The following is a 20,903-nucleotide window of genomic DNA, read 5'->3' as shown; positions in this document are numbered from 1 at the left end:
TGCTTGCTCCTTCGTCGCGTCGCAACGGCGGCTAACCGGCGACCCGGCCGCGACCGGCCACTTCGTGGCCGCCGCTCCCTCGGGGTCGCGGGTGGGTGGTTGGGTTGGGTGGGTTGTGGAAGACGGGGACAGGCCTTGTGCACGGTGTGGTTGGAAGTGCGGTAGGGCGGCGGTGTGCACGGTGTGGTCGGAAGTGCGGTAGGGCGGCGGTGTGGTGGGAAGTGCGGTAGGGCGGCGGTGTGCACGGTGTGGTGGGAAGTGCGGTAGGGGTGCGGGCTCTGGGTTGGCCGGTGTGGTTGGGGAGGCCTGGGCATGGCGGGTTGTGGGCTGTGTGGCGAAATGCCGCGAGCCGTCGCCTGTGATCAGGTGACGGGCTCGTGCCTTGCCTTATGGCCGTGGGGCGGTCAGGCGTCTACGGTGGCCGGTGCTTCGGAGGCGGTTGCTTCCGCGGGCTTGCGGCGGCGTCTGCGGCGGGCGGGCTTGGCTGCGTCGTCGCCGTCGGCGGGGGCCGGTTCGGGGGCGTCGGTGGCTTCGCTGGTGCTCGACTCGGTGGTCGCTTCGCCTGCTTCGGTGGGCTTGCGGCGGCGGCGTCTGCGGCGGGCGGGCTTGTCGCCTTCGGCCGCTTCGTCGGTGCCTTCGGCCGAATCCGTGGCCGGCTCGGTGCCCTCGGTGATGGGGGTGCCGGCGCGGGTGCGGCGGCGGCTGCGCGAGGACTTCGGGCGCTCGGGGCGCTCCTCGACTACGGCGTCTTCGTCACGGGCGGGGGCCGCGGGCTTGCGGATCACGCCGGTGATGCCCTCGGGGATGCCGAGGTCGCTGTAGAGGTGGGGGGAGCGGGAGTAGGTTTCGGGGGGGTCGGTCATGTTCAGGCTCAGCGCCTTGTTGATCGACTCCCAGCGGTGCAGTTCGTCCCAGTCGATGAGGGTGATCGCGACACCGGTGCGGCCGGCGCGGCCGGTGCGGCCGATCCGGTGCACGTAGGTCTTCTCGTCCTCGGGGCACTGGTAGTTGATGACGTGGGTGACGTCGTCGATGTCGATACCGCGCGCGGCCACGTCGGTGGCGACGAGCACGTCGATGCCGCCCTTGCGGAACTTCGTCAGTGCCTTCTCACGGGCGATCTGACCGAGGTCACCGTGCACGGCGCCGACATTGAAACCACGCTCGGCGAGATCGTCGGCCACCTTCTGCGCGGTGCGCTTGGTGCGGGTGAAAATCATTGTGGCGCCGCGGGTCTCGGCCTGCAGCACGCGCGCGACCAGCTCGGCCTTGTCCATCGCGTGCGCGCGGTAGACGAACTGCGCGGTGCGGTCGTGCACCGCGGAGTCGTTGGCCAGCTCGGCACGGATGTGCGTGGGCTTGGTCAGGAAGGTGCGGGCCAGGGTGATGATCGGGCCGGGCATGGTGGCCGAGAACAGCATCGTCTGACGCTTGTCCGGCACCATCGACAGGATGCGCTCGATATCGGGCAGGAAGCCCAGGTCGAGCATCTCGTCGGCCTCGTCGAGGACGAGCACGCCGATCTTGCCCAGGATCAGGTGGCCCTGGTTCGCCAGATCGAGCAGGCGGCCCGGAGTACCGACGACCACGTCGACGCCCTTGCGGAGGTCGGCGATCTGAGTGTCGTAGGGGCGGCCACCGTAGATAGCGGCGACCTTGAGCGAACCCTGGTGGTTGGTCAGGTACTTGCTCGCGTTCTCCAGGTCCTTGGTGACCTGGATGCACAACTCACGCGTCGGCACGATGATCAGCGCGCGCGGGGTGCCATCGAGCGGGGTGGTGCCGTTGTCGGCGGTGGCGATGCGGTGCAGCAGCGGCACGCCGAAACCGAAGGTCTTGCCCATGCCGGTGCGGGCCTGGCCGATGAGGTCATCGCCTGCCAGTGCCAGCGGCAGGGTGAGTTCCTGAATCGCGAAGGTGCGTTCGATCCCGATCTCGCCGAGTGCGCGCACGATTTCCTCGCGCACGCCCAATTCGGCGAAACTCGGCGGGATGTGGGTGGTGTCCAGTTCGGCCGTCAGGAGCGTTTCGGCCAAGCCGGGTTCCTGTTCGACAGTGATCTTGCTCAGTGTTCGTGCCTTCCTCGTCATTGCATCTCGCACGCACGAGGTGGGGCGGGCCGGTCGACCCGCGACGACCACATATCCGCCTGTGATATTTCACCGGGCCGACGCCGGATAACCATCGCCGACCAGGCATTATGCTGGCCGTCGAGACGGTGTCATCGGCGCGGCGCGACGGTGATGCGGATTCGTTGCGCGCACATTTTCTCGACATTGCTGTCTGTGGACTTCGCCGCTGTCCGCCCGCGCTGAGCGCCGGTGGAGTGCCACGCCGCGGACGTATCCGGGCGTCGAAATAGCGTTGTCCATGGAGATTGTAGCGTGATATTCTGCGCAATCCGAATTTTCACGCGGCTGAATGTCGTGCGAAATCGGGCTCGCCACGGTATTACCTGGCCATGGGTGGTGTGTCGCAGCGCAATTCATGAGCGCCGGATTTCACGCGTGTCTGCAGATGTAATACGGCTCACTGGTACCGGCGGTACCGGGTGTGAGACATTTCTAGTCGTGAGTATCACCGACACCGTCACCACTGCCGCGCGCAACGCGTGGGCGCTGAGCTTCGGCGCAGGCATCGAGCCCGTCGACCCGACGCCCTCGACCGTGCTGTGGGACGAACCGCATCGCCTGCTGCGTCGCTACGATACCGAATTCCAGTCCGCCGCAAGCGATTCCGCGATCCTGCTGGTGCCGCCGCTGGCCGCGCCCGCCACCTGCTTCGACCTGCGCCGCGATCAGAGCCTGGCCCGCTACCTGGTGGAGACCGGACGCGCGCCCTACCTGGTCGACTACGGCGACATCTCCTTCGCCGACCGCCGGATGGGCTTCGAGGACTGGGTCACCGACATCCTGCCCGAGGCGATCCTGCGCGTGAGCGCCGATCGCGGCGGCGCGCCCGTCGACCTCATCGGCTGGTCGGTCGGTGGCATGTTCTCCCTGCTCACCGCCGCCGCGAATCCGGAGCTGCCGATCCGCTCGGTGACCGGGGTCGGTCCGCCGCTGGACTACGACAAGATGCTCGGCATTCCGCAGTTGCGCGCCGTCGCGAGCCTCACCGGCGGCCGGGCGTCCACCGCCCTCGTCCGGGCCGCGGGCGGCATTCCCGCGCCGCTCACCAAACTCGGCTACCGCCTCGCCGCCTACGACCGTGAACTGGCGCGTCCTGGCTTCATCGCCCGCAACATCACCAACACCGAGACCCTCGCCAAGATGGAATCCATCGACCGATTCCAGGCCGCCATGCCCGGCTACCCCGGCCGCTTCTACAACCAACTGTGGGGCCGGATGATGCTGGCCAACGACATCGGCAACGGCAAACTCGAACTCGCCGACCGCACCATCCGCCTCGCCGACGTGCGGGTGCCGGTGCTGCTGATCGGCGGCAAGTCCGACGTGATCACCCCCAAGGCCGCCGTCGAGGCCGGTCTACGCACGCTGTCGGGTTCGCCGTCGGTCACCTACGAGGTCGTGCCCGGCAGCCACCTCGGCATCCTCACCGGACCGGAAGCCCGCGAAACCACCTGGGCGCACCTGGACAAGTTCCTGGCCGAACGCGACTGATCCTCGATCGGGACTATTCTTGATATCCATGGGAGCCCAGACCTCAAGCGCGCCGGAATTCTTCTCCACCGAACCGCTCGCCGCGGACCACGCGGGGGTGACGGAACTGTTCGCGGTTCTCGCCTACGGTGAGCTCTCCGCGTTCTACCGGCTCGCCGAAGAGGCGAAGCAGGCGCCGTCGTTGCGCGGCCGGATCGGCGTCGCCAAGATGGCCGCCGCCGAACTCGCACACTTCGAAACCCTGGAAGCCGCCCTCACCGCACGCGGTGCCGACGCCGAGGCCGCGATGGCCCAGTACCAGGGCGCCCTCGACTCCTACCACGCCTCCACCGACCCCTCGACCTGGCTCGAGTCGATGGTGAAGTTCTACGTCGCCGACGGCCTCGCCGCCGACTTCTACACCGAGATCGCAGGCGCCCTGCCCGCCGAAGTCTCCGACGTGGTCCGCGACGTCCTCGCCGAAACCGGCCACTCCCAATTCGTCGTCGACGAAGTCCGCAGCGCGGTAGCCGCCAGCCGCTCCGAACGCGACCGCCTCACCCTCTGGGGCCGCCGCCTCCTCGGCGAAGCCATCACCCAGGCCCAGTTCGTCATGGCCCAACGCGACGAACTCGCCGAACTCGTCCTCGCCGCCACCGGCGACCTCAACGGCATAGCCACCCTCTTCGACCGCATGCAGGAACGCCACGCGGCCCGCATGGGCGTACTGGGCCTGTAGTCGCTGAAGTGAGCAACGGTCCTCGCCTGACGACGGGGCCCGTTGCTCGCGTCGAGGTAGCCTCGCGAGCCCACCGTGAATGCAACGAAGGTGTCTATTGCGGGCGGAGATCGACGCCTGGGTCCGATGCCACCAATTGTTCGTCGGCCTGAATCGCCGACGCCGTGCCGGAGAAATCGAAGGGTTTATTGCTCGTTTCCCACCAAGACGTCGTCTGCTTCACGGTCGATCCATCGAGAAAAAGGTAACTCCCTGTCGGGAGGACATCGTCGCCGGCGGAATCCTCTGGGATACCCTTCCAGCAAATTCCACTTGTTCCTGCGGCGAGATTTATCTCATCAGATGTCATATTCGGACGTATTTCAACGACGTGATCCCAGTTATCCGACCACCCTGCGGCGCGAGTGATCGTACGGAGTGTAGTCGGCTCACTGCGATCGGCTGCAGCAATGCTTTCCTGACGAAATCTCATTCCAGATCCAAGAACCTCACCCCGAATGGGAAAAGAAACACTTGACACGCAGTTTTGGGGTGATTCAACTCGCCGATCGGGTATCAACGCACATCCAGAACAGATGACCAATGCCGCGACGAGCCAAGCGACTGGAACAGAATCTCTTCCCCGCATCAGCGACCACCTGGCAACGGAACGCCTACACCTGGAGCTTTGGTGGTACTACTCTCTGGAATATTACTGTATGCCAGCGCATTCCCGTACTGACCACCCCCGCCTCGGTTCTCAAGAACGAGTAGACCACCGTTTGAAATCTCCGATTGAATTGCCGCTTGCAGCTCCTCAGAGCTGGCACCCTGATTCTGCAACGCTATTTGCCTTCCCCGCTCGTTGTTATAAAGGTCCATTGCCTCGCGTTGCGGAATGTTGCCGCCGGACATTTCGTGGGCATTGGTGTACGAAGCCGTCCAGGTCTCCCCGTAGTATTGCGTCATTCTGGCATTCCAATACGCATGCCGGAAGGCATCGCCTTGCCCGTCATCGAACGTGGCCCGGTACAGTTGGGCAGAGAGTTCATCGGCCTCTCTCTTGATCAAAGCGAGCCCTACGATGCCCCCTGGCCCATGCGTTTCCAACGTGGACTCCATCAGGTCAATCTCCTCCTGCGACATCACCGCTGGCTGATAATTTGAATCGACGGTCCGAATGAGGTCCAGCGCTAGGCCCGTTGGCCACAACTGCGGCGGCGAGTCGGACACAGGTACCTGATATTCGCGGAGAATCTCTTGCAGCTTGGGATCTGTCTCATGCGGTGACGGGCCCAGATTCGATTTTACCGAGTCCGGCAGCGACTCGAGAACCCGCGCCAATGCTTCGCCGCCGAGCAAGTTATCGCTGACAATGTTGTCGAGCGCGGCTATGATTGCGGCCTCGTATCCCGATTCCTCGAAAGTTTTCCGCCGAAACCCCATCGGGCCATGCTCGGACAGTATCTCAAGATTGGACTTGCGGCTACTCACCATGCCATCGTCCTCAACAAAAAGAGAGAATCGTGAAGACTCAACAAGGGCCTTGGTCGTTCGAATTGTCTCTATATTGGACTTGATGCTCTGAATTCGGGTGGCGACCTCCTGTGCGATCTGACCTAATAGGCCTGCCACCGTGTAGATCTCATTTCTGAGATTTTCCCCGCGATCACGAGCGGCGTTACCCGCTTCGCCTTTGAAGTAGTCGATCGACCAGCCGATCTTGTTTCGCAATGACGCGCCTTCCGTGTATAGGATCGTCGCGCACCGCTCTACCTGAACAACCGCCTGCTGGCGCCTGTCCCTCGACTCCAGCCGCCTGATTGGCGAGAGCCTCCGCTATCTGACGATCCAACTCTTCCTGGACATCGGCAACAAACTCTGTGTCCGTACAGAAGTCGCCAACCAACTTGACTTCATAATTGACCACTTTGTCGAACGCATCAAGGACTTCCTGCAGCTTCGTCGCGAGTTCGGAATTATCCATTCCTCGCTTCGGGTCTCGGGCATTGTCGCGCTGCTCCCCAGCGATGGGCACAATCGCCGCCATTCCCTCCGCATTCGTCCGCACCTCATTGGCCAGCTGCCGCATTCGTTCTGGATTGATCTCCAAAGACACAGCGACTCACCGCCTCAGGTGCGAGGGAACGTACTCGCGCCCCGCCAGATTGTCGGAGGCCGCCGCGCTCGGCGACTCCTGCGCCTCAGTCGGTGGCCGCGAGGGCAGCGAATCATACAGACGAAACGCTTGCTGCTCAACATCGTTCATCGCAGCCCGGTGGCGGTCAGCGATCAGCTCGGCTAACCGAGTCGGTCCCTATCCATCGCGTAGTCGGCGAGATAAAGGCTGGTGATGCGCCCCGATACGTCGGTCTCGATGGCGACAGATCCGTCGACCGCCCGCGCCCGGCCACGAAACTGCGCCAACTCGGCGTTGATCCGAGCAATTTCAGCCTGCTCGGTGTGTTTGTGCGTGTTCACTTGTCCCCCACCGCAGATCTACCAGGCGTTCCTGGTCGCATAGCACTTGGATATCTCTGCGTGACTCGACTGATGGGCGCTACCATGCCGTCAGAAGGGTCACCTTCTCTCCCGGCAGGCTACGGGCGCATCGCCCGATTGGCAACAGACCCGCCGTGGCGCGATCGCGTAGCCCGCGACGGGCGTTTACATCACGACTTGGTCGGATTACCCGGTCTACGCACACGCCTCGGGTAGTTCTGAGGCGGCGAACGGGTAACCGACCACGGCGACTTCGCTCGAACGGTCGTCACTCGCCAGCGGCGCGCTGTACCAGGCGCAATTCCGGTGTGCGGGTCGCGGTTTCGCGGGGGAGCCAGATGACTACCTGCTGGTCCTTCTCGGCGGACAATGTCTGCACTGTGTAGGTGAGGGTGCCTCGGGTGGGGTGTTCGAAGCCGAGGAGGGTGGGGAGGTCTTCGGATAGGCGGTGGGGGTGCCAGCGGCGGGCGAATTCGGGTTCTTCGCACAGGGTGGTGATGATGCCTGCGATGCGTTCGTCGTCGGGGCGGCGTAGGCGGGTTCTGGCGAGTTGGTCGGCGAGGTAGTCGGCGAACTGGGGCCAGTCGGTGACCGTGGTGCGGGCGAGGGGATGGCGGAAGGTCCACAGGGCCAGGTTGACCATGTCGGGGTTGTCGAGCAGGCCTAGTGGGGTGACCAGGTCGGCCCATGCGGTGTTCCAGGCGAGCACGTTGGCGCGGGGGCCGAGGGCGAAGGCCGGGGTGGGGTCGAGGGAGTCGAGCACGCTGCGAAGGGCCGCGGGGACCTGGTCGAGGATCGGGTCGAAAGCGGTACTTGGGCAGCGTGATTCGCTGCCGGTGGTCAAGGCCAGCCAGCCGAAATGGGCTCGTTCGGTGTCGTTGAACCGCAGCGCGGTGGCGAGTGCGTCCACCACCGCCATCGACGGATTGGTGTCGCGGCCCTGCTCGATCCGGGCCAGATAGTCGGCGCTGACACCGGCCAACACCGCGACCTCTTCCCGCCGCAGGCCGGGAGTGCGCCGCCTGCCGCCACCGGGCAGGCCGACATCTTCCGGCCGCAGTTCGGCTCGCCGGGCGATGAGCAGCTCCGCGAACGCCGAACGAGCACCCGGATGATCCGCCATACCTGCGCCTACCATTCCTCGATCGTGCCTGGTCGGCGCGCTCGCAGCCACGCCCTGTGGGGTCCAGGATAACTGCGGTGTGGTTAACGGACCGCAGTCCGGTCAGGGTGGAGTCATGACTTCCTCGACACAGACCCAAGCACTGAAGGCCGGTTCCTGGGCCCTCGACGCCGCCCACTCCTCGGTCGCGTTCACCATTCGCCACCTCGGCATCGCCAAGGTGCGCGGCGGCTTCACCCGCTTCGAGACCGAGTTCGTCGTCGACGAAACCGGCGCCGCCACCCTCGGCGCCACCATCGAACTCGACTCCTTCGACACCGGCAACGCCGACCGCGACGCCCACATCCGCCAGGCCGACTTCCTCGACGTCGCCAACCGCCCGACCCTGAGTTTCCGTGCGACACAACCGGTTCGAGTCGCTGAAACCTTCACCGTCACCGGCGAGGCCACCCTCGGCACCATCACCAAGCCGCTGACCCTCGACGTCGAGTGGGGCGGCATCGCCGACTTCCCCGACGGCACCCGCCACGCCGGCTTCTCCGCCACCGGCGCCATCAAGCGCACCGACTTCGGCGTCGGCGTCGCGATGCCGGGCATGCTCTCGGACACCGTGAAGATCGAACTGGAAATCGAACTCGTCGAGCCCGCATAAAGGGCACCGACGCCCGCGAAGCGTTCCTCAGCCGCGCATGGCCGGAGCGAATGCGGAGGTACGCCTGACCGGAGTTCGCTCACAGCGCAGGCCGCTCCGGCACCCGCGTCGTACCCCTGCACTAACCTGGGAGTCGACAACACAGGACTCTTACGTTCGGAGGTTGGCCGTGGAGGTCAAGATCGGTATTTCGGATAGCCCGCGAGAGCTCGTCATCAACAGTGCGCAGAGCCCTGACGAGATCGAGGCGCTGGTGTCCGATGCGCTGAGCGGCTCCGCAGGCGTCGTGTCGCTCACCGACGAGAAGGGTCGCAAGTTCCTCATCCAGGCCGCGAAGGTCGCCTACGTGGAAATCGGTTCGCCCGCCACCGGTCGCGTGGGTTTCGCCACCGTCTGAGCTGCGAAGACAAAAGTGCCCCGTCATCTTCGAAGATGACGGGGCACTTTCCGTAGGTTCAGAGATCCTGCGAGTACGCGCGCTGGGCGGCGGTCAGCGGCACGTGCTTGAGGCCACCCCATGCCAGCGAGACGGTGGTGTCGACCGCTTCGTCCTTGGGGACCGGACGATCGGCTTCGAGCCAGTAGCGCGCCGAGAACTGGCTCGCCCCGACGAGGCCGACGGCCAGAATCCGGGCGCGATACGGGTCGAGACCCGAGTCGTGGGCGACCAGATCGAACACCGCGTCGACGCATGCCTCGGTGGCCTGCTCGACCCGGCGCTGCACCTGCGGTTCGCTGGTGAGGTCGGATTCGAAGACGAGGCGGAAGCCCTGCATCTCGTTGTCGACGAAGTCGAAGTACGCGGCGACCGCGGCTCGCACGCGCTGCTTGTTGTCGGTGGTGGAGCGCAGCGCCTGGCGCACACTCGACACCAGGATGTCGACGTAGTTCTGCAGCACCGCCAGGTACAGCTCGAGCTTGCTGGCGAAGTGCTGGTACAGCACCGGCTTGCTGACACCGGCCACCTGGGAGATCTCGTCCATGCCCGCCGCGTGGTAGCCGCGCTGGACGAACACCTCACTGGCGGCGAGCAGCAACTGCTGGCGGCGCTCGTCGCGAGGCAGGCGGGTGCCGCGCTTGGCCGGGACCGTCTCCGGCACCGATCGGCGCGAGGGCATGCGGTCCACGAGGTCAGTCATCTCGGCTCTCTTGGTCGACTCCCGTGACCGCCAGGTGTGCGGTCCGGGTATCCAACGAACGATACCCGCACGGTGTTGCCCCTGCGTCTCGCCCTGGAAATGTAGTACCAGTCCGCGGAGTTCGCCGGGCCGTAACCGTGCGAACTCCCGCAACCGCCCGTGTGGCCGATTTGCGTGCTGTGAGAATCTGGTGAGGTGAACGACCGACCGGACGACCAACCCGGCGGCGGGCCCGATGTCGCTCGCTCCACGCAACCCACCGAGTCCGGTTCTGTGACGGCGACCCCGGTTGGGCGCGAACTGCAGGTCTACGACCCGCTCGGGCTCTACCAACCCGCCGACCGATCTCGCCAACCGTTGCGCGCCCGCTGGGACCCCACCGACCACGACAACGGCCGCCAGCGCAGCCCACAGCGCGACGCCAAGAAGCAGAGCGCGCTCGGCCGCTTCGTCTCCGCCTACGGGTGGCGGGCCTACGCGCTGCCGGTGCTGCTCGCCATCACCGTGCTGGTGGTCGTCGACGCGCTGCGCACCGGCCCGATCGCCGCACCCACCGATCCCGGCTTCGGCGCGCTGAGTCCGAAGGTGGCGCAGTCCGGCATCATCGGCGCACCGCCCGGCGACGGGAAGTTCCCCGCCGATCTGCCGCTGGGCGCGCTGCCGGAGGGCGGCGAATACGTCGAGCGCGCGGCGGGTACCTGGCATGTGGTGCCCGGCACCAGCGCCCAGGTCGGCGCGGGCACCGAGCGCGTGTTCCGCTACACCGTCGAGGTCGAGGACGGCATCGACACCACCCCGTTCGGCGGCGACGCGGCCGTGGCCAAGATGGTGGAGACCACCCTCGCCAATCCGAAGAGCTGGTCGCACGACCCCAAGTTCGGTTTCCAGCGCATCGACGCGGGCCCCGCCGACTTCCGTCTCTCGCTCACCTCGCGTGAAAGCACCCGCGCCGCTTGCGGATTCGAAATCCCGATCGACTCGTCGTGCTATAACGCCGACCTCGACCGTGTGGTGCTCTCGGAGGTCCGCTGGGTGCGCGGCGCCCTCGCTTTCGACGGCGACATCGGCTCCTACCGGCAGTACCAGATCAACCACGAGGTCGGCCACGCCATCGGCTACCACGGCCATCAGCCGTGCGAGACCGACGGCGGCCTCGCCCCGATCATGATGCAGCAGACCTTCGGCACCAAGAACAACGACATCGCCCTGCTCGACCCGCACGGTGTGGTCCCCGCCGACGGCAAGACCTGCCGCTTCAACCCCTGGCCGTACCCGCGCGGATAGTGGCCTGCCCCATGCGGGAACATGGACGGGGAAGAACAGCGCGGCGGGTCTTGTTGAACTCAGCAGAACGGCCACCAGCGCCACCTCGCCAAACACAGGAGTTCTCACGTGTCTTTCACCGGGACGTTGCCGCCGCTCGTCGAGCCGGCAGCGGAACTGACCAAGGATGAAATCGCGCGCTACAGCAGGCACCTGATCATCCCCGATCTGGGCGTCGACGGTCAGAAGCGGTTGAAGAACGCCAAGGTCCTCGTGATCGGCGCGGGCGGCCTCGGCTCGCCCGCCCTGCTCTACCTGGCTGCCGCCGGTGTCGGCACCCTCGGCATCGTCGAGTTCGACGAGGTCGACGCGTCCAACCTGCAGCGCCAGATCATCCACGGCGAATCCGATATCGGCCGCTCCAAGGCCGACAGCGCCCGCGATTCCATTCTCGAGATCAACTCGGGAATCGACGTGCGGCTGCACAAGATTCGCCTGGAACCCGACAACGCGGTCGAGCTGTTCGCCGAGTACGACCTGATCGTCGACGGCACCGACAACTTCGCCACCCGCTACCTCGTCAACGACGCCGCCGTCCTCGCGGGCAAGCCCTACGTGTGGGGCTCGATCTACCGCTTCGAGGGCCAGGTCTCGGTCTTCTGGGAGGACGCACCCGACGATCGCGGCATCAACTACCGCGACCTGTACCCGGAGGCTCCGCCGGCGGGCATGGTCCCGTCCTGCGCCGAGGGTGGCGTGCTGGGCGTGCTGTGCGCGTCGATCGGTTCGGTGATGGTGACCGAGGCGATCAAGCTGATCACCGGCATCGGCGAGACCCTGCTCGGCCGTCTGATGGTCTACGACGCACTGGACATGAACTACCGCACCATCAAGCTGCGTCGCGACCCGCAGCGTGAGCCGATCACCGAACTCATCGACTACGACGCGTTCTGCGGTGTGGTGTCGGAGGAAGGCACCGCCGCCGCGGCCGGGTCGACCATCACCGCCGCCGAGCTCAAGGAACTCCTCGACGCCGACAAGATCGAACTGATCGACGTGCGTGAACCGGTGGAGTGGGACATCGTCCGTATCGAGGGCGCGACCTTGATTCCCAAGGACCGCATCCTGTCCGGCGAAGCGCTGTCGGAGCTGCCGCAGAACAAGCCGGTGGTGATGTACTGCAAGACCGGTATCCGTTCGGCGGAGACCCTCGCCGCGCTCAAGCGCGCCGGTTTCGCCGATGCCACGCACCTGCAGGGTGGCGTGGTGGCGTGGGCCAAGCAGGTCGATCCCTCACTGCCGGTCTACTGATAGCTGACAGTTTGCGACCTCGCCGCAGATTGCGGTGAGGTCGCAAAGTGGAGTGTCACCGCGTGCCTTGGGTCGCAGTCGGTGATCGCGGGGTTACGGTACGGCCGTGACCTCAGTCGAACCTCCCGAGCATGTGCGAGCCACATTCGGGCTTCGCGAAGTGACGCCGGTTTCCCTAGGGGACTGGGACGGTGGCTGGCGCATGGGTGACGTGGTACTCAGCCCCGTCGCTGATCACGCGCGGGCCGCCTGGTCGGCGAAAGTACGCGAGCACCTCGCCGTCGACGGACTGCGCGTGGCCCGGCCTGTGCGCGCCACCGACGGTCGCTATGTCGTCTCCGGTTGGCGCGCCGACACTTACGTCGACGGTGCTCCCGAACCCCGCCACGACGAGGTGGTTTCGGTCTCGTTGCGCCTGCACAAGGCGACCGCGGAGCTGGAACGGCCCCGCTTCCTGGTCCAGCCGCCCGTCGCCCCCTGGGTCGACGTGGACGTGTTCGTCGCCGCCGACCGCGCCGCCTGGGAATCGGTCCCGCTGCGCACCCTGCGCGCGGGCGGTGTCCCCATCGCCACCACCCCCGACGGCCAGCGCTCCCTCGAACTGATCGGCCAACTCTCCACCCTGCGCAAACCGGTCCGCAGCCCCGACCAACTCGTCCACGGCGACCTCTTCGGCACCGTCCTGTTCACCGGCGCCCACACTCCTGGCCTCACCGACATCACCCCCTACTGGCGTCCGGCGACGTGGGCAGCGGGGGTCGTTGTCGTCGACGCATTGGCCTGGGGCGGCGGCGACGATGGACTCCTCGACCGCTGGGCGACCCTGCCCGAATGGCCCCAAATGCTGTTGCGCGCGTTGATGTTTCGCCTAGCAGTCCACGCCCTGCATCCGCGCTCGACACCGGAAGCCTTCCCTGGCCTCGCCCGCACCGCGGACATGGTCCGTTTGGCGCTGTAAGGGCGAATTGCGCGCATCGCGACCTATGGGTCATTTGTGATCTCAAATCCGTTGAGACCCAACGCTTCCTGCCGTCCGGATGCTATCTTCATCGGGCATCGCCGCTGTGGATCAGGGGAGTCCAGTGCGGCCCGTCACGAGCGGTGAGGATTGCCAGGGGTGAGAATCCAGCCCAGACAGCAGATTCTGGACATTTGGAGCGCCCTCGTCTCGGCGTGCTACCGAGACGGGAAGTGGGACTGGACAGGCGGCGTCCTCGGGGCCAACTCGATCAGTGACTCCGAACAGTTGCTCTGCCTGCTGTATCCGGCGACCGAGATCGAAAGCTTCGCCCTCGACCGGCCCGACACCATGGCCGACGATGTGCGCGAGACGCTCTACGAACTCGGTGGGCCGTTCATGATCGGCCTCAACGTCTTCAAATTGCTCGAGGAATTCCTGGCGCGCAATACGCAGAACGGTATTCCTCGATTCGACGCGGGCAGCTACCTTCAGTCGACCACCGAGGACGAGCCGACCGTCGCACAGCGGTCGATCGCTGTGGTCGACAGCTACTCGATGTCGGTCACGCTGTGTGTGGCCGGAATGGGGTTCGCTCGAGTCTTCTGCCAGGATCACAATTTCCAGGGGCAGCCCGACGCGGAAGAACGCAGCAAGAAACTCATGGCCGGGCTGAGCGACCGACTGACCGCGGCACTGATCGCGCTGGTCCGCAGCTTCGTGGTCAACACCGCCGCGCCGCGCTCGCCGGCCGGTCGGGCAATGATGTCGATGTTCAACCAAGGCGACCAGCCCGAGCGGGTCGTGCTCGAAGCGATCCATCGAAGCTTGGAGCGGGTCCGTGCTCGGTTACGTACCGACGTCACGCTCGGACAGGCCGACGAGAACAACAATCTGCACAATGACACGTTGCTGTTCGAGTGTGGTTGGAGTTGGGGCATCCACGAGAATGCGGCCGAAGTCGACTTCGTGAGCAAGGACGTCGAGCAGCCGATCGGCATCGCCGATCCACGTCCATATCTGTACTTCACCGTCGTCGCCCTCGACGGTATCAATGACGTGCTCTCGCAGCGAACACGAGAGTTGAATCTGCTCAACGATGAGCAATACCGGCTCGCCGAAGCACTGCGTCTGCGCTGGGATCTCACTCAGCGCTACTGGGCGACTGTCGCGCGATTCGGCTCCGGCCGTTGGCCGCTGGAAGACATTCCCTGGAAGACCTCCGATGGCGAAGAGTCCGACTACTTCAGTCTGATCGTCTCCGCGGTACTGATCCAGGAACTCGTCGCACGCACAGCCTCTGATGACGACCTGACCCGTGCGGTGGGCATTTTCGACGAGTTGTCACGTCGTGGCCGTATCACCCGCAGACCAACGCGGGATGACCCCGCGATCGCCTTGCACAATCCAGGCGTCCGAATGGCATTGCGCGGTACCGAGAAGATCAACGGTGGTGGTCCACGTTTGTCATGGATCGTGTCGGACTTCGCCACGGTCCTGCTCAAACGAACCCTGCAGGCCGCGCGCCTGTCGAGCAATATCGCCGCCCGTGACCAACTGATGGAGCTGGCCAAGGAGGTCATGGACCATCTGGATCAGCGGGCCATCGCCGAGGGCCCGGCGGCTCGACTCTGGGACAATCCGGGGGCGCTGTTCGGCGGTGCACAACAATCGCAGCCGTCCTGGTATCTCACCGAGCGGGTGATCGAATGCTTGGTCGCTGCGGAACGCACCTATCGCGAAGCGCCGCTTCGATCGCCGGCCATGGTCAACCGCGCGGTCGAATTGCTCAATGAGGCCGAGCATCTGCTCAATCAGGAGATGCTCAACACCAGCACGGTCACGGACTCGAGCCGAAGGCCGACCAAGACCTCCGATGACCGGAGAGTCCTGCGCAAGGTCGAACAACGACTCGTCCGCGCGCGCGAACTGGTGAATATCCAACCGGGCACCTCGTTCACGTTGGCCTCCACTGCCCTGACCGAACTCGACGCACTCGCCGTCGCCCGCAATCTCGCGATGAAAGGGATGAGCGGATGATCGTGTTCGCGACGTCCGACAAAGGTGGCACCGGCCGATCGGTCACCAGTTGCAATATGGCCTACCGACTTGCCATGGGACGCAATATGAAGGTCGCCTACCTCGATTTCGACTTCGGATCACCGACCGCGGGGGCGCTGTTCGAGGTGAGCGCGGTCGAAGACGGCACTGGGTCGGGGGCAGGGCTGCATGCGTATCTGGAAGGCAGAACTCCGGTCCCGGAGCGGGTCAACGTCCGAATCTCGACCGACCGAGAGGATTTGCGGGCGCAGCGCTCGCGTGGCGGCTTGACCCTGTTCCCCGGTGACCAGGGCGGCGGCGAGACAGTGACAGCCACCCCTGCGGTCGTGCAGCGCTGTGTCGATCTGCTGACGCTGCTCGACACACAGTTCCCGGTCGTGATCGTCGACCTCAGTGCGGGCAGGTCTGCGGCGATGAAGATCGCGCTGGAAGCGACCTGCCCAGCGAACATGAGCCATAACAAGGTGTACTGGTTGGTCTTTCACCGTTGGACCCGTCAACACGTCATGGCGGCGCACAGCTTGGTGTGGGGCACGGACGGAATCGTGCAGTCGGGTGAGGCCGCGCGAACCAGCGGTCGGAGGTGGTATGACGCAGGGCAACTGGAATCGCGAATCCGATATGTGCGCACCGCCGTTCCGAGTTTGGGCGACCCGGCGACCGCAACGGGTGGTCCGCAGGCCGCGTTTGTGCAGGAACAAGACGACAACCTGCGATCGTTCGCCGCGCGTAAGCGGCTCGGCGAGGGCAAGGTGCTCGGCGAAACACCCGTCGAGCCGGTGTTGCAATGGCGTGAACAAATCATCCTCGACTCCGATGTCGACGCGGAAATCGCGAATCGTTCGACCGCCGACGCGTTCGAGGAGCTGGCCAGGGCGCTCATCGACGACGACACCTGGGTACCCGTGAACAACCGGAGTCAGGCGTAGCCGGATAGGCTCTGGGACTTGTGAGCTCACTGTTTCAGGAAGCGACTGCCGACTCCCGGATCGAGGCGGTGTCGATGTCCCATGTCTCTATCGAGATCGGGCATTTCTCGATGGACGAACTCGCCAACGGCACCGACAAGATCGTCGCCCAACTAGCCAAAGTCGCCCCCCTGGTGCATTTCTTCACCGAGCAGGCACGCGACGAATTCGCCGACCGTGCGGGTAACCGGTCAGCAGTTCGGGTCAGCACCTGTTTCCTGGTCGATGACTACTTTCGAGGCGATACGGACCCCCGCGAGATCTTGCCGCGGTTCCTCCGTTTGGTCGGCGAGGCGGGCATCGAACTCGATTATCTCGGTCGCGAATCCGGGTGCGCGTTCGCGCCGCGACCGGGCAGCAGCTCGATGCCGATCCGACTCGCGCGAGTGGTCGCGGACATGGTAGTGGCTGCACCGCTTCCGGGATATGACGGACGTCGGCCACCGACCTCTGAACTCGGTTGGCTGGCCAATGGCGCGCGCTCCAGTGACTACGATCAGTCTCGCGCGAGAAACTTGGGTGCCTACCTGCCACCCGAGCAACTGGCCGCACGCAATCACTCGATACATCTGGATGTCGAAATGTGGCGCGGAAACCCCGAGCGCGAAACAGAACCGAACTATTGGTCATGCCCATTCCTGGCATCAGTCTGGCAGTTGCTGCGGCTCGGCATGCTGCGTTACGCAGGCGGCCCGGTCGCACAGCCCCAGAATTTCACCGATTGGCGCCCGGATACCTTGCCCGACCGATGGAGTATGTTGCCGGCAGTTATGCAACTGCGTCAGCGGGCCAAGCCGTTCGCGGCGTACCGCTCGTTGTCGGTGCTGCCCAAGCGCTACCTCCCTGTCGAACATTCGGTGCAGCAGGTTCTCGACCACGTCAATATCGAACCCGGGGTGCGCGAGGTATTCGAGGAGCAGGCCCGCCGGGACCGAATGCCGGTGCCCCACGAGCTCAGTGACCGACTCGCGCACTTCTTCCTCAGCGAATATTGAGACCGGGGCGTAATCTGCTGTGATGCAACTCGCGGGGTCGACGCTTGCGGTTCTCGGAGAGGTGCGGACCGCGCTGTTGCCGGAATCGGCCGCATTGAGCCGGGATTCGGCCGCCGAGCTGGTCGCCGTCCAACACGGTGTGCCGGTGCGCTCGCGTGAACGGCCGGTGAGTTGGGCGCAATCGCCCGTCGTCGCCGAGGGGGTCGACACTCGACTGGCAGTGCCGGGATCTCGTCGCGTGCGAGCGGTAGGCGCGGTGGCCGCCCAGGCGACCATCACTGGCGGACGGATCGTGCAGACCGCAGCGCATTGCGGGGTGGCAGGCGTACCAGATGAGAAGCGCAAGCCGTGGGTGCACTATATGGGTCAGGTCGGGGTGCTCGATGTGCTGACCCAAATCACGCCGGAGTTGGGCCAGGAAGTCGCACAAGGGTTCGTCGCTGTCACCGACCAGGCGAATGCCAGCTTCGATCCGGGCGCGATCGCCGCGCGCATGGCGACCAAGCTGCGGCGTTCGCCCACGCTCAACCAGCGCCCGCCCATGTACTCCGACTCCACTCGACTGCGGTGGTCCGCACGCGTGGTGCCCGGGGTCGAACCGTCGTTGACGATGACCATGTGCGATCGGGAATTGCGCACGGCGGAGATCGTGGTCGGCGATAACGCGCAGTTGGCGGATGTGCAGGTTTTCTGCCACGACCTGGCGATGCACGACTGGCTGCTCACCGTGCTGATCGAGGTCACCGACGAAGCGGCGGAGATGTTCGAGCTCTCGGACTCGCCCGTCGAACAGGTGCTCAGCCCGATGCTCGAGCACCTCGTCCATCTGTGGATGCCCGGCGCCGCTACACCTGCGTCGATGCGGGGATTGTGGGCTGCCCTCGAGACCGATCCAGGGTTCACCCGCCAATGGCAGGCACGGGTCGGGCAGATGCGTGATCGGCTCGCCGTCGCGACGCTGACCGCGCTCAACCGCGTGAGTTCGGACTGGTAGTCAGAGCCGGAACAGTCGCCGAACCAGGAGCGCGAAGAACAGCGACGTCGACACCAAGCCGGTGACCGCTTCGGCGGTGAGAATGAGGGTGACGGATGCCGCCTGCTCCTTGACGTCGTCCCAGCCGGGTGGGCTCAAGATGCCGACAGTGGCCAGATATGTCATCTGATTGACATCTTTCGGAGCCAGTTGGTTGACCGTCACCGTGAACAGCGCGATCTCGACCGCGATCCAGGCCAACAGTCGAAAAGGTTGATACCCATACCCGCACAAGATATCTGAGATGTAGCCGCCGACGCGCCGCGTGCGCGACCGCCCTGCCTTGGTTCTGGCGCGAGCGTGCGCGAGACTGCAGCGGTCCTGTCCACGCGGGTTCTCGTTGACGGTGTGCAGGTGCGCTGCCTGTCGAAACGCCAGCGCCGCGTGCATCGGGAGCCGGGCGTCGAGCAGGTGGCCGCCGACCCCTTCGTAGATGTCGGCGAGCAGCGAATTCTGGGTACGACTCAGTCTCAGCGGACCGCGAAACTCGACTTCGGCGGCGAAGAAGGCGGCGAACGTCGCGTTCAAGTTGCGGGTGTTGGACCGGGCGTATCGGTCCACGTTTCGGTAGACGTCCGCGAAAACCAGACTGTCGCCGGACCTTCGGCTGCTGGGCGGGCTGTAGCGGAGCAGGATCTGTTCGACGCCGTGATTGAAATCCTCGATCAGCGATCGTTCATCGCGGCGACGGTCCGATTCCTCGATCTCGTCGACGAACGCGTTCGCATGACGTTGCACGAGAGTGGTTTTGGATGCGATGAAATCGCTGTGCTGCCGTTGTTCGTTGGTATCCATGGAAAATCCCCCCGATCGCCACCGGCTATTCGCCCGGCGGTAGAAATTCGTTCTTGTCCCAACGCAGATTCGTCGGCCGACTGGCCACGGGCGCCAACCGGCGCACCAGAAGTTCGCGCGGCTCACCGACGCCGAAGTACTTCTCGTCGTAGCCGATCCCGCGGAAACCGGATGCTTTGTAGAGGTTTGTCGCCGAGGTATTCGACGGCCGGACGGTGAGGAAGAGCGTGTCGAGGTCGGCAGCGGTGCAGCTGGCGACCGCTTGCTCGATCAGGGACCGTCCAAGCCCGCGGCCCTGATGGCTCGAGGACACCGCCAGCCCGATCAGCCACGCCTCCTGCGTCTGACCTGCTGCGACCAGCGCGTATCCGCCCACCGCCCCCGCGAGATCGGCCACCACCCACAGCGCGCCGTGGATGTCGAACAGTTGACGCAGCACGAAATAGGGGTAGGCGAGCGGCGAGAACTCGCGCGATTCCATCTCGGCGATCGCTGTCAGGTCATCCACGACGGCCGACCTGAACAGTGGTTGGGTCAACCCGTTCGAGATGTCCAATACAGCTCACCTCTACTGCCTCGGTGCAAGTCCTGCACTCCAGGGTAAGCGCAGGTTCGTCGAGCTGACCGCGAAGTTGATCGAAACCTGCTGCCGCACAGCCGCTATCGGGCAAGTCATATCGGCGTCCCGATCGGCTCGTATCCGAGCCGCGCCGGTCGAATATCGCGTTCGGGAGGTAAACAGAACGTAGCTCGCGGGATGCGGGGGTGTTGAGACCTTGATTCGCTGAGTCACATGTCGCGTAGTATTCGGGTGGCACCGGAGGTCATGATCAGGGCGGGCACAACGTGCTTCCGTGTGAAGGCAAGGGGGGCAGATGACCACCATTGAAGAAGCCGCGCGGTACCGCGAGCCGACGCGGGCCGACCTGCCCGATATCGAGGTGATCGATGGTGCGGCCTTTCGCGACCGCTACCCCTTCTTTGTCCTTCGGCAGCTCTTGGAGGCCGACAGTTCCCGTAGCGTCGTCGCAGTCGAACCCGGCAGCCATGCCGAGGGCACGGTGGTCGGGTACGCGCTGACCATCCTGGGCGAAGGCGGGAGAGCGTGGCTGATCAGTCTGGCAGTTTCCCCGGATCGGCGGGGCTGCGGGTACGGCCGTGGCCTCCTGCAGCGAAGCATCGAGGTGTGTCGGCAAAAGGGTGATGTGGATGAGGTCTGGTTGACGGTCGATCCGCGGAACGTCTCGGCCTACAAGCTGTTCAAGGATTTCGGTTTCGTGCTGCGGGTGAGCAGTTGAGTCCCGCATAGTGGTGTAGCGCACGGTGATCGAGCTCGACGCATCGACGACAGAGCGGTCACCGTGTGATCCTTCGAGGAATCTCTCACAACCCACTCGAACGGAACCAACACGATGACCGCACCTCACATTATCGACCCCGCAGGCGTTCTCGGTGAAGCCCTCGCCGACGCGTCACCAGACCTGATGCGCAACCTGCTGCAAACGATGATCAACGCCTTGCTCTGCGCCGACGCCGACGCCGTAGCCGGCGCGGAATGGGGCAAACCCAGCCCCGAGCGCCTCACCCGCCGCAACGGCTACCGACACCGCGACCTCGACACCCGCGTGGGCACGATCGATGTCGCGATACCGAAACTGCGTTCGGGCACCTACTTCCCGGAATGGTTGCTCGAACGCCGTAAACGCGCCGAGACCGCGATGATCACCGTCGTCGCGGACTGCTACCTCGCCGGAGTCTCGACCCGCAGGATGGACAAACTCGT

General features: G+C 65.0%; 22 protein-coding genes. 13 read left to right on the top strand and 9 right to left on the bottom strand.

Translation table 11 applies throughout. The features are described 5' to 3' along the window. Nucleotides 1-404 precede the first annotated feature (404 nt). Complete coding sequence (locus ACFWUP_RS05320) at nt 405-2,090, bottom strand: DEAD/DEAH box helicase (protein ID WP_379231015.1); 1,686 nt, start codon at nt 2,088-2,090, stop codon at nt 405-407. A 480-nt stretch (nt 2,091-2,570) separates the two neighbouring features. Here ACFWUP_RS05320 and ACFWUP_RS05315 point away from each other — a divergent pair, with 480 nt between their 5' ends. Then, nucleotides 2,571-3,623, top strand: a complete 1,053-nt coding sequence (locus ACFWUP_RS05315; protein WP_379231013.1) for an alpha/beta fold hydrolase — start codon at nt 2,571-2,573, stop codon at nt 3,621-3,623. Between the two features lie 28 nt (nt 3,624-3,651). Then, nucleotides 3,652-4,341: a ferritin-like fold-containing protein gene (locus ACFWUP_RS05310; RefSeq protein ID WP_379231011.1), complete on the top strand. Its 690-nt coding sequence runs from the start codon at nt 3,652-3,654 to the stop codon at nt 4,339-4,341. A 94-nt stretch (nt 4,342-4,435) separates the two neighbouring features. On the opposite strand, the gene ACFWUP_RS05305 is transcribed toward ACFWUP_RS05310, so the two are convergent. From ACFWUP_RS05305 to ACFWUP_RS05285, 5 genes are all read right to left on the bottom strand, one after another. Beyond that, on the bottom strand, nt 4,436-4,813 hold the full coding sequence (locus ACFWUP_RS05305; protein WP_379231009.1) for a hypothetical protein: 378 nt from the start codon (nt 4,811-4,813) through the stop codon (nt 4,436-4,438). A gap of 155 nt (nt 4,814-4,968) precedes the next feature. Beyond that, on the bottom strand, nt 4,969-6,054 hold the full coding sequence (locus ACFWUP_RS05300) for a DUF6973 domain-containing protein (RefSeq protein ID WP_379231007.1): 1,086 nt from the start codon (nt 6,052-6,054) through the stop codon (nt 4,969-4,971). Then, nucleotides 6,002-6,439 (bottom strand): hypothetical protein, encoded by a 438-nt coding sequence (locus tag ACFWUP_RS05295; RefSeq protein WP_379231005.1) that lies wholly within the window; start codon nt 6,437-6,439, stop codon nt 6,002-6,004. Before ACFWUP_RS05295 ends, ACFWUP_RS05300 begins: the two co-directional genes overlap by 53 nt. A 182-nt stretch (nt 6,440-6,621) precedes the next feature. Beyond that, complete coding sequence (locus tag ACFWUP_RS05290) at nt 6,622-6,801, bottom strand: hypothetical protein (RefSeq protein ID WP_379231003.1); 180 nt, start codon at nt 6,799-6,801, stop codon at nt 6,622-6,624. A gap of 289 nt (nt 6,802-7,090) precedes the next feature. Then, nucleotides 7,091-7,960, bottom strand: coding sequence for a helix-turn-helix transcriptional regulator (locus ACFWUP_RS05285; RefSeq protein WP_379231001.1), 870 nt, complete (start codon nt 7,958-7,960; stop codon nt 7,091-7,093). Between the two features lie 100 nt (nt 7,961-8,060). Between ACFWUP_RS05285 and ACFWUP_RS05280 the strand changes: the two genes are divergently transcribed. After that, nucleotides 8,061-8,597 (top strand): YceI family protein, encoded by a 537-nt coding sequence (locus ACFWUP_RS05280; protein WP_379230999.1) that lies wholly within the window; start codon nt 8,061-8,063, stop codon nt 8,595-8,597. 169 nt (nt 8,598-8,766) lie between these two features. Continuing rightward, entirely contained in the window at nt 8,767-8,994 is a 228-nt protein-coding gene (locus ACFWUP_RS05275; protein ID WP_266292485.1) for a DUF3107 domain-containing protein, read from the top strand. Nucleotides 8,995-9,052: 58 nt separating this feature from the next. On the opposite strand, the gene ACFWUP_RS05270 is transcribed toward ACFWUP_RS05275, so the two are convergent. Then, the gene (locus ACFWUP_RS05270) at nt 9,053-9,736 is read right to left on the bottom strand and encodes a TetR/AcrR family transcriptional regulator (protein WP_056812916.1); all 684 of its coding nucleotides are present in this window, start codon (nt 9,734-9,736) and stop codon (nt 9,053-9,055) included. Nucleotides 9,737-9,931: 195 nt separating this feature from the next. Between ACFWUP_RS05270 and ACFWUP_RS05265 the strand changes: the two genes are divergently transcribed. From ACFWUP_RS05265 to ACFWUP_RS05235, 7 genes are all read left to right on the top strand, one after another. Continuing rightward, nucleotides 9,932-11,020: a DUF3152 domain-containing protein gene (locus ACFWUP_RS05265; protein WP_379230997.1), complete on the top strand. Its 1,089-nt coding sequence runs from the start codon at nt 9,932-9,934 to the stop codon at nt 11,018-11,020. A gap of 108 nt (nt 11,021-11,128) precedes the next feature. Beyond that, nucleotides 11,129-12,310, top strand: coding sequence for an adenylyltransferase/sulfurtransferase MoeZ (moeZ, locus tag ACFWUP_RS05260; RefSeq protein ID WP_379230995.1), 1,182 nt, complete (start codon nt 11,129-11,131; stop codon nt 12,308-12,310). A 106-nt stretch (nt 12,311-12,416) separates the two neighbouring features. Beyond that, the gene (locus ACFWUP_RS05255) at nt 12,417-13,268 is read left to right on the top strand and encodes a TIGR02569 family protein (RefSeq protein WP_379230993.1); all 852 of its coding nucleotides are present in this window, start codon (nt 12,417-12,419) and stop codon (nt 13,266-13,268) included. Between the two features lie 159 nt (nt 13,269-13,427). Continuing rightward, nucleotides 13,428-15,308 carry an SCO2524 family protein gene (locus ACFWUP_RS05250; protein ID WP_379230991.1) on the top strand — a complete coding sequence of 627 codons (1,881 nt, stop codon included), beginning with the start codon at nt 13,428-13,430 and terminating at the stop codon, nt 15,306-15,308. Next, on the top strand, nt 15,305-16,258 hold the full coding sequence (locus ACFWUP_RS05245) for an SCO2523 family variant P-loop protein (RefSeq protein ID WP_379230989.1): 954 nt from the start codon (nt 15,305-15,307) through the stop codon (nt 16,256-16,258). The genes ACFWUP_RS05250 and ACFWUP_RS05245 overlap by 4 nt, the downstream gene beginning before the upstream one ends. Nucleotides 16,259-16,278: 20 nt before the next feature. Further along, nucleotides 16,279-17,292 carry an SCO2522 family protein gene (locus ACFWUP_RS05240; protein WP_379230987.1) on the top strand — a complete coding sequence of 338 codons (1,014 nt, stop codon included), beginning with the start codon at nt 16,279-16,281 and terminating at the stop codon, nt 17,290-17,292. A gap of 22 nt (nt 17,293-17,314) precedes the next feature. Continuing rightward, entirely contained in the window at nt 17,315-18,286 is a 972-nt protein-coding gene (locus ACFWUP_RS05235; protein WP_379230985.1) for an SCO2521 family protein, read from the top strand. On the opposite strand, the gene ACFWUP_RS05230 is transcribed toward ACFWUP_RS05235, so the two are convergent. Further along, nucleotides 18,287-19,120: a hypothetical protein gene (locus ACFWUP_RS05230; RefSeq protein WP_379230983.1), complete on the bottom strand. Its 834-nt coding sequence runs from the start codon at nt 19,118-19,120 to the stop codon at nt 18,287-18,289. It lies immediately after the preceding gene. A 25-nt stretch (nt 19,121-19,145) separates the two neighbouring features. Then, nucleotides 19,146-19,628: a GNAT family N-acetyltransferase gene (locus tag ACFWUP_RS05225; RefSeq protein WP_379230982.1), complete on the bottom strand. Its 483-nt coding sequence runs from the start codon at nt 19,626-19,628 to the stop codon at nt 19,146-19,148. Nucleotides 19,629-19,995: 367 nt separating this feature from the next. Here ACFWUP_RS05225 and ACFWUP_RS05220 point away from each other — a divergent pair, with 367 nt between their 5' ends. Both ACFWUP_RS05220 and ACFWUP_RS05215 read left to right on the top strand, forming a co-directional pair. Continuing rightward, nucleotides 19,996-20,418 (top strand): GNAT family N-acetyltransferase, encoded by a 423-nt coding sequence (locus ACFWUP_RS05220; protein WP_379230980.1) that lies wholly within the window; start codon nt 19,996-19,998, stop codon nt 20,416-20,418. 114 nt (nt 20,419-20,532) lie between these two features. After that, nucleotides 20,533-20,903, top strand: a 371-nt coding sequence (locus ACFWUP_RS05215) for a transposase (RefSeq protein WP_379230978.1), incomplete at its 3' end; no start/stop codon positions are given.

The sequence above is a fragment of the Nocardia sp. NPDC058658 genome, assembly GCF_042716665.1.
In the GTDB taxonomy this organism is placed as follows: Bacteria; Actinomycetota; Actinomycetes; order Mycobacteriales; family Mycobacteriaceae; genus Nocardia.
This window is presented reverse-complemented; position numbering and strand designations above follow the sequence as displayed.

Excerpts from the sequence above, each read along its gene's own strand:
- ACFWUP_RS05320 (WP_379231015.1), bottom strand. The coding sequence starts at position 2,090 with ATGACGAGGAAGGCACGAACACTGAGCAAGATCACTGTCGAACAGGAA.
- ACFWUP_RS05310 (WP_379231011.1), top strand. The coding sequence starts at position 3,652 with ATGGGAGCCCAGACCTCAAGCGCGCCGGAATTCTTCTCCACCGAACCG.
- ACFWUP_RS05305 (WP_379231009.1), bottom strand. The coding sequence starts at position 4,813 with ATGAGATTTCGTCAGGAAAGCATTGCTGCAGCCGATCGCAGTGAGCCG.
- ACFWUP_RS05285 (WP_379231001.1), bottom strand. The coding sequence starts at position 7,960 with ATGGTAGGCGCAGGTATGGCGGATCATCCGGGTGCTCGTTCGGCGTTC.
- ACFWUP_RS05280 (WP_379230999.1), top strand. The coding sequence starts at position 8,061 with ATGACTTCCTCGACACAGACCCAAGCACTGAAGGCCGGTTCCTGGGCC.
- ACFWUP_RS05270 (WP_056812916.1), bottom strand. The coding sequence starts at position 9,736 with ATGACTGACCTCGTGGACCGCATGCCCTCGCGCCGATCGGTGCCGGAG.
- ACFWUP_RS05245 (WP_379230989.1), top strand. The coding sequence starts at position 15,305 with ATGATCGTGTTCGCGACGTCCGACAAAGGTGGCACCGGCCGATCGGTC.
- ACFWUP_RS05235 (WP_379230985.1), top strand. The coding sequence starts at position 17,315 with ATGCAACTCGCGGGGTCGACGCTTGCGGTTCTCGGAGAGGTGCGGACC.
- ACFWUP_RS05230 (WP_379230983.1), bottom strand. The coding sequence starts at position 19,120 with ATGGATACCAACGAACAACGGCAGCACAGCGATTTCATCGCATCCAAA.
- ACFWUP_RS05220 (WP_379230980.1), top strand. The coding sequence starts at position 19,996 with ATGACCACCATTGAAGAAGCCGCGCGGTACCGCGAGCCGACGCGGGCC.